Origin of the sequence: Sinorhizobium sp. CCBAU 05631, from assembly GCF_002288505.1 — a bacterium.
In the GTDB taxonomy this organism is placed as follows: Bacteria; Pseudomonadota; Alphaproteobacteria; order Rhizobiales; family Rhizobiaceae; genus Sinorhizobium; species Sinorhizobium fredii_C.
In genome coordinates, this window is sequence record NZ_CP023063.1 from 2,857,501 (window position 1) to 2,874,176 (window position 16,676).

Consider the following 16,676-nt stretch of genomic DNA (forward strand, 5'->3'; position numbering starts at 1 on the left):
GTCTCGACCCACGAGACCATCACTGAGCAGAGCACGGAATATGCCGACGACGTCATCCCGGTCCGGCGCGCCACGCCGATCGCCACGGTGCTCGTGAATGCAGGCTATGCCAGGGCCCAGGCCGACGACGCGGCCGGATATATCGAGACGGCGCTCGGGGCGAAGGAGCTTGGCGCGGGCGACGTCCTGCGCATCGGCATCATCCAGAAAGGCGAAGAAGCAAGGATCGTGCGGGCGACGGTCTATTCGCGCAACCGGCACGTGCTGACGATGGCCGTCGACGATCGCGGCCGTTTCGTGCCCGGAGCCGAGCCTCCGAAGCTCGATGCCGTCGCCACCGCCTTCGACGATACCGGAACGCCGGTGATCACCAGCGGTCACGATCTGCCGCGCGTCTATGACGGCATCTATCGGGCCGCCCTCTCCTACGGCATGAATGCCGAGATGATCTCGCTGATTGTCAAGCTGCTGGCGAGCAATGTCGATTTCCAGGCACAGCTCAAGCCGACGGATTCGCTGGAAGCCTTCTTCTCGGTCACCGATGAAAGCGGGCAGGCGACGGAAGAGTCCGAACTTCTCTATGTCGATGCCAAATTCGGGGATGCCGAGACGCGGTTCTACCGCTTCCACGATCCGGACGACAATTCGATCGATTATTTCGACGAGGCCGGCAAGAGCATCCGCCAGTTCCTGTTGCGCAATCCGGTTCCGAACGGCCACTTCCGGTCCGGCTTCGGCATGCGCCGCCACCCGATCCTCGGTTTCTCGCGAATGCACACGGGCGTCGACTGGTCGGCGCCGCGCGGCACGCCGATCATCGCAGCCGGCAACGGCGTTGTCGAAAAAGCCGGGTGGGATTCGGGCGGCTATGGCAACCAGACCCTGATCCGCCACGCCAATGGCTATGTCTCGTCCTATAATCACCAGAGCGCCATCGCCAAGAACGTCAAGGCGGGCGCAAAGGTCGTGCAGGGCCAGGTGATCGGCTGGGTCGGCACCACCGGACTGTCGACCGGCCCGCATCTCCACTACGAACTGATCGTCAACGGCAACAAGGTGGACCCCTTGCGCATCCGCCTGCCGGGCGGCAAGTCGCTCTCCGGCGAGGTGCTGGCAAAATTCGAGAAGGAGCGGGAGCGCATCGACGAACTTCTCGGCAAGGACGATCCGAGCCAGGTCGCAAGCCAGTAGGCGTCTCCACGAGGGACGGAGACGAGACACGAATGGGGCCGCCCTATTGCGGGCGGCCTTTTCGCATTTTGAGAGATGCTTAGGCGGCTTCCTTTGCCGCGGGCGTGCCGCGCTTGAAGTTCAGCCGGTCGGAACCCGCAACGATCTTGATCGCCGATCCGTCCGGGAACTCGCCCTGCAGCATCTTTTCCGCCAGCGGGTCCTGGACATATTTCTGAATCGCCCGCTTCAGCGGCCGCGCACCATAGGCCGGGTCGTAGCCCTTGTCGGCAAGGAAGGCCCGCGCCTCCTCCTCGAGCTCCAGCGTGATCTTCCGCTCGCCGAGCAGCTTGCGCAGCCTTTCGAGCTGTATGTCGACGATCGCCCCCATCTCCGAGCGGCGCAGCCGGTGGAACAGGATGATCTCGTCCACCCGGTTCAGGAATTCGGGCCTAAAGGCGGCTCTGACCACTTCCATGACTTGGTCGCGGACGGCGTCGCTGTCCTCGTTCTCACCGAGGCCGGTCAGGTATTCGGCACCGAGATTCGAGGTCATGATGATCATCGTGTTCTTGAAGTCGACCGTGCGGCCCTGACCGTCCGTCAGGCGGCCGTCGTCGAGCACCTGCAGGAGCACGTTGAAGACATCCGGATGCGCCTTCTCGATCTCGTCGAACAGCACGACCTGATAGGGCCGGCGGCGGACGGATTCGGTGAGCGCACCACCCTCCTCATAGCCGATATAGCCGGGGGGTGCGCCGATCAACCGGGCGACCGAATGCTTCTCCATGTATTCCGACATGTCGATCCGCATCAGCGCCGTCTCGTCGTCGAAGAGGAAGCGGGCAAGTGCCTTGGTAAGCTCCGTCTTGCCGACGCCGGTGGGCCCCAGGAAGATGAACGAGCCGATCGGCCGGTTCGGATCCTGGAGCCCCGCGCGGGCGCGTCGTACGGCGCGGGACACGGCCTGGACGGCATCACCTTGGCCTACGACCCATTTGGCCAGCTCGTCTTCCATCCGCAGCAGCTTTTCGCGCTCGCCCTCGAGCATCTTATCGACCGGAATGCCGGTCCAGCGCGAGACGACATGGGCGATGTTGTCGGGGGTGACCACCTCCTGCACCATGGCATTGGCGCTCGAGCCGTCCTGGCTCTCGGCCTCGGCAAGCTCCTTCTCGAGATTCGGGATGACGCCATAGGCAAGCTCGCCTGCCCGCTGGAATTCACCCTTGCGCTGGACGATCTGGAGTTCGTTGCGCGCCTCGTCAAGCTGCTTCTTGAGGTCCGCCGCCCGGCCAAGCTTCTGCTTTTCCGCCTGCCAACGGGCGGTCAGGGTCGCGGCCTGTTCCTCAAGCGCCGCAAGGTCGAGCTCAAGCTTCTCGAGGCGGTCCTTCGAGGAAGCATCGGTCTCCTTCTTCAGGGCTTCGCGTTCGATCTTCAGCTGGATGACACGCCGGTCGAGTTCGTCGAGCTCCTCCGGCTTGGAGTCGACCTGCATCCTGAGCCGCGAGGCCGCCTCGTCCATGAGGTCGATCGCCTTGTCGGGCAGGAAACGGTCGGTGATGTAGCGGTTGGAAAGCGTCGCCGCGGCCACCAGCGCGGAGTCGGATATCCGCACCTTGTGGTGCTGCTCGTATTTTTCCTTGAGGCCGCGCAGGATCGAGATCGTGTCCTCGACCGTCGGCTCCTCGACGAACACCGGCTGGAACCGGCGGGCAAGCGCCGCATCCTTTTCGACATGCTTGCGGTACTCGTCGAGCGTGGTCGCGCCGACGCAGTGCAGCTCGCCACGTGCCAGCGCAGGCTTCAGGAGGTTCGAAGCGTCCATCGCCCCGTCCGCCTTGCCGGCGCCGACCAGCGTATGCATCTCGTCGATGAAGAGGATGATCTCGCCCTCTTCCGAGCGCACCTCGTTGAGCACGGCCTTCAGCCGCTCCTCGAACTCGCCGCGGTACTTCGCACCGGCAATCAGCGCGCCCATGTCGAGGGCCATCAGCCGCTTGTCCTTGAGGCTTTCCGGTACGTCGCCATTGACGATACGAAGCGCCAGGCCCTCGGCGATCGCGGTCTTGCCGACTCCCGGCTCGCCGATCAGCACCGGATTGTTCTTGGTGCGGCGCGACAGCACCTGGATCGTGCGACGGATTTCGTCGTCGCGGCCGATCACCGGATCGAGGTTGCCGTCGCGTGCCTCCTCGGTGAGGTCGCGCGCGTATTTCTTCAGGGAATCGAAGCCCTGCTCGGCATTGGCGGTGTCGGCCGTCCGGCCCTTGCGGATTTCATTGATGACCTGGTTGAGTTTCGTGGGCGTTACGCCGGCTTTCGTAAGGATGGCGGCGGTGGCGGCCGAGCTTTCCATCGCCAGCGCCAGCAGCAGGCGCTCGACGGTTACAAAACTGTCGCCGACCTTCTTCGCCGCCTCTTCCGCGGCGGTGAAGACCTTGGCGAGCGGCTGCGACAGGTAGACGGAACCGCTGCCGCCCGTGACTTTCGGAAGCTTCGCCAGCGCCGCGGCCGTGCCCGCCCTTGCCTCGCGCACATCGCCTCCGGCGCGTTCGACGAGCGATGCGGCCATGCCCTGATCGTCGTCGAGCAATACCTTGAGGACATGCTCCGGCGTGAATTGCTGGTGCCCTTCGGCCAACGCATGGGTCTGCGCCGATTGCAGGAAGCCGCGTACCCGCTCGGAATACTTCTCGATATTCATGTCTTACCTCCATGATCCGGCGAGCCCATCGTTGTGGCACTGGCCGGCGTTTCAGGATCAGGCTCCCGCATTCGGCAAGCCCGCTACTGCATGTCTCCTTAAATCGCTTTCGATTTAAGGTGCTACAGCGATCTTTGCGCGTCCAATACGACGTGCGGCGCTGTACTGACGGCTCGTCCCCGCGTTGCGGGGGTCCAAGTCTTCGAAGCGAATATGGGGCGATATTTTCGGAAATTAAAGGGCGTCGGAAAGCGGCGTTCCGCGAATCTTTCCGGTGCATGGCGAAGGCCTGCGGAGCCGCCGGGCTCGCGAGCTGGCATTTAACCGATGCAAAAAGCCCGGCCGTCCGGCCGGGCTTTCAGATAGGGAAATCTCGTATTTCTGGCGCTATTCCGATGCCGCCAGGACCGGGGCGTCGCCGCCAGGCTGTCCTTCAGCCGCGGGCTCGTCTCCTGCATTGCGGCGCGGCTGGCGACGCGGGCGGGAGGCGCTGCGGCGCCGCGAGCCGGTGCGGCCGGAAGACGCCACCGACGTCTCCTCCTCCATCGCCACTTCGGCGGGCATGCCTTCGATCACCGGCTGCGGGCCGGAACCGTCGATAACCGGCTGCGGCTCGCTGGGAGCAGGCGCCTGGGCGGGTGCTGCGGCGGCCGGTGCCGGCTCGGCATAGACCTGATCCAGATCGTCCTGATCGCGGTCGAGGTCGCGGTCCTGATAGTCCTGGCGCTCTTCGCGCTGGAAGCGATCCTGCATCTGCGCCTGTGCCGCCGCAATGATGCGGTTGTAGTGCTCGGCATGCTGCAGGTAGTTTTCTGCCATGACACGGTCGCCGGCGCTCTGGGCGTCGCGGGCAAGCGCGGCGTATTTTTCCGCAATATGCTGGGCGGTACCGCGAATTTTCACATCCGGGCCGGAGCTGTCGTACGTCCGCGTCAAGGGATTGGATCCCTTGCGGTTGTTATTGTTGTTATTGCTTCCGTTGTTGTTATTCCGCCCACGGCCGCGCTTGTTCTGCTGTCCTGGCCTCATCGTCCATTCACCTGAATTTTCTTGCTGATGATAATCATATGGTTCCGTATCCCGGCCGGATTGTCCGCGCCCGAGAAAACACGCGCCACGGCAGACCGCCTGTTCGCGGTCGCGGCGCCGGCTGACGTCAAATTAACAGGTACCCGCACAAGGCACTGTTGAACCCTAGCAACTCTTTCTTGAGAGCAATCCCCGTGGCCAGGTCATACTGGAACGAATCTCTGGTCCATGACCTGTGCCCAGTGCGCGGCCAGAAACTAGCCCGCTTCCTTGGCGATTCCAAGCCCTTTCTTTGCTCATCCAGAAAAGAGGGCGCTAGTGCAGCATTTTTTCAACGGTGATGCTGCCTTTGACGTCCTGCCCGAATATCAGGACCCGGTCGTTGCCGCCGAGATCCTTGCGGCTCTCAATCAGGCGGAAGCTCTGCGCTTGGAACAGCGCCGTAACTGCCTGCTTCTGATCGAAACCGATTTCCAAGCCTACAACTCCGTCCGCTTCGAGATGGCGGCCGGCGTGTTGAGCGATGGCACGGTAAGCGTCAAGCCCGTCAATTCCGCCATCCAGGGCGGCAGCCGGATCATGGTTTCTGACCTCCGGCTCAAGCTCATCTATGACAGTGGACCGGATATACGGCGGATTTGAGACAATGACGTCGAACCGCCCTTCCACTGCCTCGAACCAATCGCTCCTAAGCGTCAGGAAGCGTTCGGCGAGCCCGTTCCTCTTCGCGTTTTCGCGTGCCGTCGCCAAGGCGTCTTCCGATATATCGGTACCGGTGCCGCGCGCTTCAAGTACCCCGGCGAGAAGCGCGAGGCAAATGGCACCGGTGCCGGTTCCAAGGTCGATGACCCGGCAGTGTCCCTTGCCCGCGGCTATGCGGCGCACATGGGGGATCAGGCAGTCGACAAGCGTTTCGGTGTCCGGCCGCGGCTCCAGCGTTTCCCTCGAAAGCGACAGGGCCAATCCATGAAACTCGCGCTCGCCAAGAATGCGGTAGACCGGCTCGCGTGCCATCCGGCGGTCGATCGCCGCGCGGATACGCGCTGCATCTTCTGGGCTGACCGGCTCGCCTCCCCTTGCCATAAAGCCGGCGAGCGACAGGCCGAGTAGACCGGAAATCAGGTGCCTGGCATCGACCGCCGCATGTTCGATGCCGGCGGCCCTCAACCGATCGCGGCTCTCGGAAAGCAGCCTGTCCAATGTCTCGCGCATCCCCGGCTCAATTCTGCCGTTCGCCGAGCAGGGCGAGCTGGCTTGCCTGGTGGTCCGCAAGCAAGGCGTCGACGACCTCGTCGATCTCACCCTCCATCATCCGGTCGAGCTTGTAGAGCGTCAGATTGATACGGTGGTCGGTCAGGCGGCCCTGCGGGAAGTTGTAGGTGCGGATACGCTCCGAACGGTCGCCGGACCCCACTTGGCTCTTGCGGTCGGCCGACCTTTCGCTGTCGGCGCGCTGGCGCTCCATGTCGAAGAGCCGGGAACGCAGCACCTGCATCGCCTTGGCGCGGTTCTGGTGCTGCGACTTTTCCGAGCTGGTGACGACGAGGCCGGTGGGCAGGTGGGTGATGCGGACTGCCGAATCCGTGGTGTTGACGTGCTGGCCGCCCGCTCCCGAAGAGCGCATCGTGTCGATACGGATATCCTCGGGGCGGATTTCGATATCGATCTCCTCTGCCTCCGGCAGAACAGCGACGGTCGCCGCAGAGGTGTGGATGCGGCCGCTCGCTTCCGTTTCGGGTACGCGCTGCACCCGGTGGACGCCGGACTCGAATTTCAGCCGCGAGAACACGCCGCGCCCGGAAACCGTCGCGATGATTTCCTTGTAGCCGCCGGCCTCGCCCTCGCTCGCCGAGAGCACCTCGACCCGCCAGCCCTTGGCCGCAGCGTAGCGCTCGTACATGCGGAACAGATCGCCGGCAAAGAGCGCCGCTTCCGACCCGCCCGTGCCGGCGCGGATTTCGAGGATGGCGCTTTTTTCGTCGGCCGCATCCTTCGGCAGGAGCAGGATCTGGATCTCCTCTTCGAGCGCTTCGATCCGCTCCTCCACCTCGGGCTTTTCCATTTCCGCGAGGTCGCGCATCTCCTTGTCCGTCGCCCGGTCGGCGAGCATGGCCTCGATATCGGCAAGCTCGGCGACCGCCTTCTCGTAGACGCGGATTTTCGTCACGACCGGCTGGAGCTCGGAATATTCCGATGCGAGCTTCACATAGACGTCGGCCGCGGGGCCTGCGGACATACGCGCCTCGATCTCCGCGAAACGCCGTTCGAGCTCGCGCATCTTTTCAACAGGAAGCTTTGCCAAGTTTCACTCCAAACACGTCCGCCTCGCCCGAACCCGGTTCGGACGAGGATGAAGACGCTTTCGATCAATCTATACCGGTATGCCGTTCGCCGCCGCGAAATCCACCAGAAGCTGGCGGATCGGCGTTTCGGATTTTGTATCGTCCAGGGCGGCATTGAGGACTTCGGCCAGCTTGTCGGCGTCGAGCGCCAGCAGCATGGCCTTGACAGGCCCGACGGCAGTCGAGGCCATGGATACCGAGCGGAAGCCGATACCGAGCAGTGCCATGGCCGAAAGCGGCTTGCTCGCCATCTCGCCGCAGAGCGTCACCGGCGTGTCGTTGCGTTCGCCGGCGCGCACGATGTCGCGCAACATTCTCAGGAACGGCCGACCGAGAATGTCGAAACGGTCGGAAACGCGGGCATTGCCGCGATCGACCGCCATGGCGAACTGGAAGAGATCGTTCGAGCCGACCGAGACGAAATCCACCTCGGCCATGAGTTCGTCAAGCTGCCAGAGCAGAGCCGGCACCTCGAGCATCGCCCCGAACTGCAGCTTGCGCGGCAATTGCTCTCCGAGTTTCGACTGCCGCTCGATCTCCTTCTGCAGGAGCTCGCGCGCCACCTTGAGTTCCGACACCTCGGTCACCATCGGCAGCATCAGCTTGAACTCGGCGCCGGCAGCCGCGCGCAGCATCGCTCGGAACTGGGTCCGCAGCAGGCCCGGCCGGTCGAGCGACAGCCGGATGGCGCGCCAGCCGAGCGCCGGATTTTCCTCTTCCGCCGCGCGGAAATAGGGCACGACCTTGTCACCGCCAATGTCCAGCGTGCGGAAGGTTACCGGTTTGCCGCCCGTCTGCTTCAAGACGTTGCGGTAGAACGCTTCCTGTTCCTCCGCCTTCGGCATGGTGGAGGCGATCATGAACTGCAGTTCGGTGCGGAAGAGGCCGATGCCTTCGGCGCCCGCTTCGTTCAAATGCGGTAGATCGACCAGGAGCCCGGCATTCATCTGCAGCGTAATGCGCTTGCCGTCCTTCGTCAGCGGCTCGACGTCTTTCAGCGCCCTGAACTGCGCCTGGCGGCGGGCGCGGAAGCGCACCTTTTCCTCGTAGGAGCGCTGCAGGTCGGCGACCGGGCGCAGGTGCACTTTAGCGTCATCGCCATCGACGATGATCGCGTCGCGGTTTTCGGCAAGCGCCACCGCTCCTGCTGCCTGCCCCACGACCGGAATGCCCATGGCGCGCGCGACGATCACCACATGGCTGGTGACCGCACCCTCTTCCAGGACGAGGCCGCGGACGTTCTCGCGCGGATAATCGAGCAGTTCCGCCGCGCCCATGGCGCGCGCGACGATGATCGCGTCGCTCGGGAAATCGGCGGCGGAAAGCTTGGCGCCGTAGCCGGAGAGCTGGCGCAGCAGGCGGTTGGCGAGATCGTCGAAGTCATGCATCCGCTCGCGCAGATAAGGATCCGTCAGCCGGATCATCCTTGCCTTCGTCTCGCTTTGCACTCTCTCGACCGCCGCCTCGGCCGTCAGGCCGTTGCGGATCGCTTCCTCGAGCTTTCTCACCCAACCACGATCGTGCGCGAACATGCGGTAGGTCTCGAGCACCGCCCGGTGCTCGCCTTCCATCGACACGTCGCGCCGCGACAGCATGTCGTCGATCGAGATGCGTAGCGACCCCAGCGCCTCGGCGAGGCGCTGCAGTTCGTGCTCCGTATCCTCGTTGAGCAGGTTGGTGACGACGATCCTCGGCTCGTGCAGCACCACATAGCCAAGGCCGATGCCTTCGCCATAGCTGTTGCCCTCGATCGCAACGGGGCGCGAAAGGTCCAGCTCAAGTCCGGGTTTGGTGATCTTCTTGAGCTCGCCGGTCGCGACCATCTCGGCGAGCACCATGGCGGTCGTCTCGAGCGCCTCGACCTCGTCCTCGCGATAGTTGCGCATCGCCTTGTTCTGCACGACCAGAACGCCGAGCGCGCGCCCGGTGCGCAGGATCGGCACGCCAAGGAAGGAGTGGTAGATCTCTTCGCCGGTCTCGGGGAGATAGGTGAAGGCCGGATGCGCCTGCGCGTCGGAGAGATTGAGCGGGCGCGCCGAGGCGGCGATCGTGCCGACGAGACCCTGGCCCATCTTCAGTTGTGCCAAGTGCACCGCGGTCTTGTTCAGACCTTCGGTCGCGTAAAGCTCGAGAATGCCGTCGGAGCGCAGCACATAGACGGAGCACACTTCCGCGACCATGTTCTGCGCGATCTGGCGCACGATACGGTCAAGGCGCTCCTGCGGCTCGAGCGGTTCCGCCATGAGCTCGCGCAACCGCTTGAGGAGAACGCGCGGACCCGCGGAAAGGTCTCTCATCGCGTAGGGTCTCCCGAATAAGAATATACGACGGCACGTGACGGGAGGCGCGGCCCTTGGCGGCCGCGAATCCCCAATCGAATGCCTGCTGTCTAACTCTTATCGAGACCGTAGGCGGAATGCAAAGTGCGAACCGCCAATTCCGCGTATGGACCGTCGATCAGGATGGAAATCTTGATCTCGGAGGTGGTGATCGCCTTGATGTTGATGCCCTTCTCGGCGAGCGCTCGGAAGGCAGAGGCGGCGACACCCGCATGGCTGCGCATGCCGATGCCGATGACCGAAACCTTGACGAGGCCGGATTCCGATTGCGCGACGTCGTAGCCGATCTTCTCCTTGTTGTCGGAGAGCACCTTCAGCGCCTTGTTGACGTCGCCGGACGGGACCGTGAAGGTCATGTCCGTCTTGGAGCCGTCTTCGGAAATGTTCTGGACGATCATATCGACGTTGATATGGGCTTCGGCGAGTGGGCCGAAGATCGCCGCAGAAACGCCCGGCCGGTCGGCCAAGCGCCGCAGCGAGATCTGGGCTTCATCCTTGGCATAGGCGATGCCGGTTACGACTTCCTGTTCCACGATCTCATCCTCATCACAAATCAGCGTTCCGGGCGGGTTTAGAAGGTCACCCATGCCCGGCGCATCGGGATCCTCGAAAGACGAGCGTACGAAGGTACGCACCTTGTGCACCATGGCGAGCTCGACCGAGCGCACCTGCAGGACCTTGGCGCCGAGGGAAGCCATTTCCAGCATTTCCTCGAAGGCGATCTTCTTCAATCGCCGCGCCTTCGGCTCGATGCGCGGATCGGTCGTGTAGACGCCATCAACGTCGGTGTAGATGTCGCAGCGGTCGGCCTTGACGGCAGCGGCGATGGCGACGGCGGAGGTGTCGGAGCCGCCGCGGCCGAGGGTCGCGACGCGATTGTCGGGGCCGAGCCCCTGGAAGCCGGCAACGACCGCCACCTGACCCTCGCCCATGCGGCGGATGATATCGGCGCCGTCGATGTCGAGGATGCGGGCCGCACCATGGGCGTTGTCGGTCTTGACCGGCAGCTGCCAGCCCTGCCAGGAGCGGGCGTTGATGCCCATCGACTGCAGGGCGATCGCCAGCAGTCCGGAGGTCACCTGCTCGCCGGAGGCGACCACCGCGTCATATTCGCGCGCATCGTAGAACGGCGCATTCGAGCCCGCCACCTTCGGCATGTTCTCGACCCAGCCGACCAGCTCGTTGGTCTTGCCGGACATCGCGGAAACGACGACGGCGACCTCGTGGCCGGCATCGACTTCGCGTTTTACATGGCGGGCGACATTGTGGATGCGGTTCAAATCTGCGACGGAAGTCCCGCCGAATTTCATCACGATGCGTGCCATTTCGCCTCTACCGTACCAACATGTTTCGCGCCTGCGCCCGACAGCACTCCCGCCGGCGCCTGACGATCAAAAAGCAGAGACTTCTCGGACATCGGCCAGCCACCGCTGCGGGAAGCGGAAAGTCGCGGCGTCTCTTAGCGGATCAGCGGGCGGCGTGCAATGGGAGGGTGGAGGAAGACTTGAGCGTCGGGGGCAGGTTTCCAGGATCTGGCCGGACGTCAGGCGGCGAAATCCGGGTGTCTCGCCACGACGCAGGCGACGTCGCAACCGCGAACCCGATGCGTCGCCCGCGCCTCCACCATCCAGCCGCTGCGGCACACACCCGCTTCGAGGCGCGGCACGAGATCGTTGGCAGTGCGCGAGGGTTCGTCGTGAAAGAGAAAGAGCCGTCCGAACGGCGACAAGTACCTGGCTAGGACGGCAAGCTCGCGCTCCGGATTGCCGCGCGCGAAAATGCCGACGCGCAGAGCAAAAGCCTTGTCGAATACGGCGCTGCCAAACTCGGCCCGTGCGAGTTCCGCGACCACGAACTCGGCTCGCCCGTCGGCGACGAAGGCGGCATTTCGCCGCCGCGCGGCCTCGATCATTGCCGCCGAACGGTCGATCGCAAGCAACCGACCGTCGACGAGCCGGTCGCACACCATCGTCGCCGCCAAGCCGTGACCGCAGCCGATCTCGAGAATGCACTCGGATGCCTCGGGCGCAAGCATCTCTACCGCCCAGCCGATCCGATCTCTCATCGCCTCACCACCGTCTCACGCCGGATTCCTGCTCTCTAAGTTGGCAGCAATCATCTGCGATCGCAATGCTTCAATATTAGCACCACTTGCAAACTTGCTGCAGTTTTGTCATTCTCCGACCTGAGCGAAAGTCAGGCGGCGACGTTCAACGGGAGGAAGGGCAATGCGCAAGGTCATCATGTGGGACATGGTCAGTGTCGACGGCTTCTTCGAGGCGCCGGGGCATGATATCGACTGGTTCGTCTTCGAGGACGAGCTTGCCGCCTATATCGGCGAGACGCAGTTGGAAGCCGGTACGCTGCTCTTCGGACGCGTCACCTACGAGATGATGGCCGCCTATTGGCCCTCGGCCGAGGGCAACATCGCCACTTTCATGAACGGGGCGGAAAAGTACGTTTTCTCGAAGACGCTGACGAGCGCCGAGTGGAACAACACGACACTCGTCTCCGGCGACGCCGTCGCCGAGGTCGAGCGCCTGAAGCAGCGCGACGGCGGCACGATCTTCATCTTCGGCAGCGCCGACTTTGCCGCCACCCTGACCGCCCGTGGACTGGTCGACGAATACCGTCTCGGCATCAATCCGGTGCTCCTCGGCAAAGGCACTCCGCTCTTCCAGAACATCCCTGAGCGCACCAAGCTGGACCTCACCCATGTCCGCCCGCTAAAATCCGGCGTCGTCATCCTGCACTATCAGCCCGCCAAGGCTTGAGGCGGTTTGCAAAGCCGCCCCTTGACATCGCCCGTCGATCGTCCGACTTCACCTTTCGACAGGGCGGATTTCGGGCGCGACGTTTCTGCCCGGACCCGATACGCGAGGAGGCTCCGATGAGCGAGACGGCACGCACGACGATCGACCAGAGCGAGGTGGACCGTTTCTCGGCAATGGCGGCCGAATGGTGGGATCCGACCGGCAAGTTCCGGCCGCTGCACAAGTTCAACCCCGTGCGCCTCGCCTATATCCGCGACAAAGTGTGCGAACAGTTCGACCGGGATCCGAAGAGCCCGCAGCCGCTGAAAGGCCTGCGCCTTCTCGATATCGGCTGCGGCGGCGGGCTGTTGTCCGAGCCGATGGCGCGCATGGGCGCGGATGTTCTCGGTGCGGACGCTTCTGAAAAGAATATCGGCATCGCCAAGGCGCATGCGGCGGGCAGCGGCGTCAACGTCGACTACCGCGCCGTGACCGCCGAGGCTTTGGCCGAGGCTGGCGAGAGCTTCGATATCGTCCTCAACATGGAAGTCGTCGAGCATGTCGCCGATGTCGACTTCTTCATGACCACCTGCGCCCATATGGTGCGGCCCGGCGGCCTGATGTTCGTCGCCACCATCAACCGCACCCTGAAGGCCGCTGCCCTCGCAATCTTCGCCGCCGAGAACGTGCTGCGCTGGCTGCCGCGCGGCACCCATCAATACGACAAGCTGGTCCGCCCGGAAGAACTCGAAAAGCCGCTCGAAGCGAGCGGCATGGAGGTCGCCGACCACACCGGCGTGTTCTTCAACCCGCTTGCCAATCAATGGAACCTGTCGAAGGACATGGACGTCAACTACATGATCGTCGCCAAACGGCCGATTTGAGAACGCCGGCCGGGCCGCTCAGTTCGTGTCGTCCGGAAGCACTGGCAGCGGCGCGATCTCAATGCCTTCCTCGAGCAGCGCTGTCGCCTCTTCCGCGGTCGCCTTGCCGATCAAGCCGCGCTGGTCGGCCTCGCCATAGTGGATCTTGCGGGCCTCCTCGGGAAAGCGCTCGCCGACATCTTCGGCGTTGGCGCGGATCGTCTTGACCATTTCACGAAGCTTGGCGATCGTCTCCTTCTGCGCCTGGTCCATGACGAGGGCCTGCCGGGCTTCCCTCTTGCGGGCGGTGGAGACGGTTGGCGCCATCAACTGCTTGCTGACCGAGCCGGAACCACAGGTGGGGCAGGTGACGAGATGAGCTTTGGCCTGCCGGTCGAAGTCGCCGCTCGACGAGAACCAGCCTTCGAATCCATGGCCATTGTCGCAGGACAAATTGTAGCGGATCAAGCTGCAACGCCTCCTTTCCCAGCCGGGACCACTTGATCGAGCACGAAATCGCGGGCGTTCCTGAGATTGGGTATGCGCGCTCGCGCGCCGCTGACCGCCGCCACGTCGATTTCCGCGATAAGGACCGCCTCACCGGCCGGGCCGGCCTGGGCAAGCACCCTGCCCCAGGGATCTACGATCATCGAATGTCCGAAGGTCTCCCGTCCGTCCTCGTGCTGCCCGGCCTGGGCAGCGGCAATGACGAAAAGCCCGTTCTCGATGGCGCGAGCCCTCAGCAGAATTTCCCAATGCGCCTCGCCGGTCTGACGGGTGAACGCCGCCGGCACCGACATGATCTCCGCGCCGGCCACCGCCTGCTGGCGGAAGAGCTCCGGAAAGCGGACGTCGTAGCAGATCGCAAAACCCAGCTTGCCGAAGGGTAGATCGACCATGCGCGCCGTGGCGCCCGGCCGATAGACGGCGCTCTCGCGCCAGCTTTCGCCATTGTCGAGGTCGACATCGAACATGTGGATCTTGTCGTAGTCGCAGATCTTCTTGCCATCCGGCCCGAACAGGAAGCCGCGATTCGCGACCTTGCCGTCCGGAAGCGCGATCGGCGTGGAGCCGACATGGAGATAGACCCCGAGTTCGCCGGCAAGACGCGCCGCCTCCTCAAAGACGAGATCGTCGGCTTCGTCTTTAACTACCGAACGCAGCCCCGCCCGGTCGCGCTGGATGGCCCCGGTCATTTCAGGCGTCTGAATATAGCTGGCGCCCTGCGATGCGGCTTGGCGCACCAGCCTGACCATCGTTTCGACGTTCCTCGCCGGATCGACGCCAGAGCACATCTGGACGGCTGCAGCCTTGAAACTCATTGCCCTTTTCTCCCAAGCCAGAGCGTGGGGTCTACCCGACCCGGACCATTCCTTTGAGCTTTCGTGCGATACTGTGCGCTTCGCCTTAACTCAAGCGGCGAGCATCTCGTCGAGCTTGCCGGCCCGATCGAGTGCATGCAGATCATCGCAGCCGCCGACCGGGACGTCGTTGATGAAGATCTGCGGAAAGGTCCTCCCGCCATTGGACTTTTCGATCATCGTCTGGCGAAGCGCCGGGTCATAGGTCGCGTCGTGCTCGACGAAATCGACGCCCTTGCTCTCCAGAAGTTTCTTCGCTCGTGTGCAATAGCCACAGAACTGACGCGTATAAATAACGACCGAAGCCATGGTTTCGAACTGCTCCTTCGCCGGCACCAGCGCCGGCCGTTTTTTCGTCATATAGGCTCGGGCAACGCCATTGCAAAGGTCAAAACCGTGACCTCCGCGGCTCCGGCGCGTCTCAGCGCGCGGGTCGCGGCGGAAACCGTTGCGCCGGTCGTGTAGACGTCGTCAACGAGGACGATGCGTTTCCCCACGAGCGAGGATTTGGCGCTCTCGGGTACGGCAAAGGCGCCGCGGACATTCTCCTCGCGTGCCCGCGCCCCGAGCCCGACCTGCCGGCGCGTGCGCCTGACACGGCGAAGCACTTCGGGACGATAGGGCTTGCCGGCCCGTTCGGAGACACAGCGCGCCAGTTCCGCCGACTGGTTGAACTTTCGCCGCCAGAGCCGAAATGCGTGGAGCGGCACCGGCACGATCATATCGGCCGCCGCGACGGCGCCGTCGCTGGCCCGGACCATCCATTCAGCCATCATCCGCGCGAGATCGGTGCGGTCGCGATACTTCAGCCCATGCACCAGATCGCGGGCAATTCCCTCGAGGAGAGACACGGAACGCAACCGATGGAAGGGCGGCGGATTGGCAATCGCCTGCGGCGAAACGGCCCCCGGGCCGGGATCGAAGGCGAAGGGCGAGCCGAGGATTTCGCAATAGGGTCGCTCGATCAGGCGCAGCTCCGCCCAGCAGGAGGGGCAGACGGCATGCGCATCGCCGGTCAGCCGACCGCAACCGCAGCAGACGGGCGGGAAGACCAGATTGACCGCCGCCCCGCCGAACGTTTGAAACAGCGCTCTCCAGCGCTTCGCCCGATTTCTCCAACCGTCCCGTTCCATAAGGTTGACTTTGTCCCCTTCAGGGTTTCTTTGCATCCGTGATTTCGGAGAGAGTATCGTGGAAATCGTCTTTGACCAGAGCCTCGTCGAGGCGCACCGCCGCAAAGCGCTGCGTCGGGCGGACCCGAAAGCGACCTTCCTTCTTGATATCGTGGCGCAGGAACTGGCAGATCGCGTCAGTGTCGTAGACCGGTATTTCGACAGAGCCATGGAATTGCACGGCTACACCGGCGCCGCCGCCGCCCGCCTCGCCGAAACGGGAAAGGTCGGCACTATCGAGCGAGTGGAAACCGACGAAGGCTTCGGCTCGCCCCATGCTCCGGTTACCATTGCCCCCCTCGAGCGCATCCCGGCGGAAGCGCAAACTGTCAATCTGCTGGTGTCGCCGCTGTCGCTGCATCTGACCAACGATACGCCCGGCGTCTTCATCCAGGCGCGCCGCGCCCTCAAGCCGGACGGGCTCTTCCTTGCCGCGATTCCCGGCAGCGGCACGTTGCAGGAGCTTCGCGAATGCCTGCTTTCGGCGGAAGCGGAACTGACCGGCGGAGCGAGCCCAAGGGTCGTGCCCTTCGCCGACGTGCGCGACATGGGCGGGCTTCTGCAGCGCGCGGGTTTTGCCCTGCCGGTCGCCGACGCGGAAACCTACACGGTTCGCTACGATTCGCTCTTCGGGCTTCTCAAGGATTTGCGGGCAATGGGCATGACCAACCCGCTTAAGGCCAGAAGCCGCCGGCCGGTGCCGCGCCGCTTCTTCCTGAGAGCGGCCGAGATCTATGCGGAACACTTCTCCGATCCGGACGGCCGGGTTCGCGCGACCTTCTCGATCATCTATGTCTCGGGCTGGGCGCCGCATGAGAGCCAGCAGAAACCGCTGAAGCCCGGCTCGGCCAAGCAGAGGCTGTCGGATGCGCTCGGGGTGAGCGAACACGCACTGAAGGGTTCGGGCAAGCAGTCCTGACAGGGCATTTTGCCCAACTCA

Annotated in this window: 15 protein-coding genes (1 of these 15 running past the window's edge); 4 read left to right on the forward strand and 11 right to left on the reverse strand. The window is 63.8% G+C overall.

The genetic code is table 11. From position 1 onward, the window contains the following. Positions 1–1,191, forward strand: partial view of a M23 family metallopeptidase gene (locus SS05631_RS14025; protein WP_037426606.1) — the 3' portion only. Its footprint begins 765 nt before the window's first position; 1,191 of the gene's 1,956 nt are visible here — the last part of the coding sequence; the start codon falls outside the window, past its left edge; its stop codon occupies positions 1,189–1,191. 79 nt (positions 1,192–1,270) lie between these two features. Here the strand turns inward: SS05631_RS14025 and clpB are convergent, their stop codons facing one another. The 7 genes from clpB to SS05631_RS14060 form a co-directional block, all read right to left on the reverse strand. Beyond that, entirely contained in the window at positions 1,271–3,877 is a 2,607-nt protein-coding gene (gene clpB / locus SS05631_RS14030) for an ATP-dependent chaperone ClpB (RefSeq protein ID WP_037426603.1), read from the reverse strand. Positions 3,878–4,264: 387 nt separating this feature from the next. Continuing rightward, on the reverse strand, positions 4,265–4,906 hold the full coding sequence (locus SS05631_RS14035; RefSeq protein ID WP_037426600.1) for a DUF4167 domain-containing protein: 642 nt from the start codon (positions 4,904–4,906) through the stop codon (positions 4,265–4,267). A 315-nt stretch (positions 4,907–5,221) separates the two neighbouring features. Then, positions 5,222–6,118 (reverse strand): peptide chain release factor N(5)-glutamine methyltransferase, encoded by an 897-nt coding sequence (gene prmC, locus SS05631_RS14040; RefSeq protein ID WP_037426597.1) that lies wholly within the window; start codon positions 6,116–6,118, stop codon positions 5,222–5,224. Between the two features lie 7 nt (positions 6,119–6,125). Beyond that, positions 6,126–7,208 (reverse strand): peptide chain release factor 1, encoded by a 1,083-nt coding sequence (prfA, locus tag SS05631_RS14045; RefSeq protein ID WP_037426594.1) that lies wholly within the window; start codon positions 7,206–7,208, stop codon positions 6,126–6,128. Between the two features lie 69 nt (positions 7,209–7,277). Next, positions 7,278–9,545, reverse strand: a complete 2,268-nt coding sequence (gene ptsP, locus SS05631_RS14050) for a phosphoenolpyruvate--protein phosphotransferase (protein WP_037426591.1) — start codon at positions 9,543–9,545, stop codon at positions 7,278–7,280. A 92-nt stretch (positions 9,546–9,637) separates the two neighbouring features. Continuing rightward, positions 9,638–10,912, reverse strand: a complete 1,275-nt coding sequence (locus SS05631_RS14055) for an aspartate kinase (protein ID WP_037426588.1) — start codon at positions 10,910–10,912, stop codon at positions 9,638–9,640. A gap of 218 nt (positions 10,913–11,130) precedes the next feature. Continuing rightward, on the reverse strand, positions 11,131–11,652 hold the full coding sequence (locus SS05631_RS14060; RefSeq protein ID WP_050988414.1) for a class I SAM-dependent methyltransferase: 522 nt from the start codon (positions 11,650–11,652) through the stop codon (positions 11,131–11,133). A gap of 163 nt (positions 11,653–11,815) precedes the next feature. Here SS05631_RS14060 and SS05631_RS14065 point away from each other — a divergent pair, with 163 nt between their 5' ends. Both SS05631_RS14065 and ubiG read left to right on the forward strand, forming a co-directional pair. After that, a complete protein-coding gene (locus tag SS05631_RS14065) occupies positions 11,816–12,361 on the forward strand; it encodes a dihydrofolate reductase family protein (protein WP_037426586.1) in 546 nt (181 codons plus the stop codon). A gap of 116 nt (positions 12,362–12,477) precedes the next feature. After that, positions 12,478–13,224 (forward strand): bifunctional 2-polyprenyl-6-hydroxyphenol methylase/3-demethylubiquinol 3-O-methyltransferase UbiG, encoded by a 747-nt coding sequence (gene ubiG / locus SS05631_RS14070; RefSeq protein WP_095678000.1) that lies wholly within the window; start codon positions 12,478–12,480, stop codon positions 13,222–13,224. A gap of 18 nt (positions 13,225–13,242) precedes the next feature. On the opposite strand, the gene SS05631_RS14075 is transcribed toward ubiG, so the two are convergent. The 4 genes from SS05631_RS14075 to SS05631_RS14090 all read right to left on the reverse strand — a co-directional run bounded on the left by SS05631_RS14075 (position 13,243) and on the right by SS05631_RS14090 (position 15,697). Next, positions 13,243–13,671, reverse strand: coding sequence for a DUF1178 family protein (locus SS05631_RS14075; protein WP_037426566.1), 429 nt, complete (start codon positions 13,669–13,671; stop codon positions 13,243–13,245). Next, positions 13,668–14,525, reverse strand: a complete 858-nt coding sequence (locus tag SS05631_RS14080) for a carbon-nitrogen hydrolase family protein (RefSeq protein WP_037426565.1) — start codon at positions 14,523–14,525, stop codon at positions 13,668–13,670. The genes SS05631_RS14075 and SS05631_RS14080 overlap by 4 nt, the downstream gene beginning before the upstream one ends. A 90-nt stretch (positions 14,526–14,615) precedes the next feature. Continuing rightward, positions 14,616–14,873 carry a glutaredoxin 3 gene (gene grxC, locus SS05631_RS14085; protein WP_037426574.1) on the reverse strand — a complete coding sequence of 86 codons (258 nt, stop codon included), beginning with the start codon at positions 14,871–14,873 and terminating at the stop codon, positions 14,616–14,618. Positions 14,874–14,920: 47 nt separating this feature from the next. After that, positions 14,921–15,697 carry a ComF family protein gene (locus SS05631_RS14090; RefSeq protein ID WP_244412409.1) on the reverse strand — a complete coding sequence of 259 codons (777 nt, stop codon included), beginning with the start codon at positions 15,695–15,697 and terminating at the stop codon, positions 14,921–14,923. A 58-nt stretch (positions 15,698–15,755) separates the two neighbouring features. Here SS05631_RS14090 and SS05631_RS14095 point away from each other — a divergent pair, with 58 nt between their 5' ends. Further along, on the forward strand, positions 15,756–16,655 hold the full coding sequence (locus SS05631_RS14095; RefSeq protein ID WP_037426563.1) for a class I SAM-dependent methyltransferase: 900 nt from the start codon (positions 15,756–15,758) through the stop codon (positions 16,653–16,655). Positions 16,656–16,676 lie beyond the last annotated feature (21 nt).

Coding starts and splice junctions, on each gene's coding strand:
- clpB (WP_037426603.1), bottom strand. CDS start 3,877: ATGAATATCGAGAAGTATTCCGAGCGGGTACGCGGCTTCCTGCAATCG.
- SS05631_RS14035 (WP_037426600.1), bottom strand. CDS start 4,906: ATGAGGCCAGGACAGCAGAACAAGCGCGGCCGTGGGCGGAATAACAAC.
- prmC (WP_037426597.1), bottom strand. CDS start 6,118: ATGCGCGAGACATTGGACAGGCTGCTTTCCGAGAGCCGCGATCGGTTG.
- ptsP (WP_037426591.1), bottom strand. CDS start 9,545: ATGAGAGACCTTTCCGCGGGTCCGCGCGTTCTCCTCAAGCGGTTGCGC.
- SS05631_RS14055 (WP_037426588.1), bottom strand. CDS start 10,912: ATGGCACGCATCGTGATGAAATTCGGCGGGACTTCCGTCGCAGATTTG.
- SS05631_RS14060 (WP_050988414.1), bottom strand. CDS start 11,652: ATGAGAGATCGGATCGGCTGGGCGGTAGAGATGCTTGCGCCCGAGGCA.
- SS05631_RS14065 (WP_037426586.1), top strand. CDS start 11,816: ATGCGCAAGGTCATCATGTGGGACATGGTCAGTGTCGACGGCTTCTTC.
- ubiG (WP_095678000.1), top strand. CDS start 12,478: ATGAGCGAGACGGCACGCACGACGATCGACCAGAGCGAGGTGGACCGT.
- SS05631_RS14080 (WP_037426565.1), bottom strand. CDS start 14,525: ATGAGTTTCAAGGCTGCAGCCGTCCAGATGTGCTCTGGCGTCGATCCG.
- grxC (WP_037426574.1), bottom strand. CDS start 14,873: ATGGCTTCGGTCGTTATTTATACGCGTCAGTTCTGTGGCTATTGCACA.
- SS05631_RS14090 (WP_244412409.1), bottom strand. CDS start 15,697: ATGGAACGGGACGGTTGGAGAAATCGGGCGAAGCGCTGGAGAGCGCTG.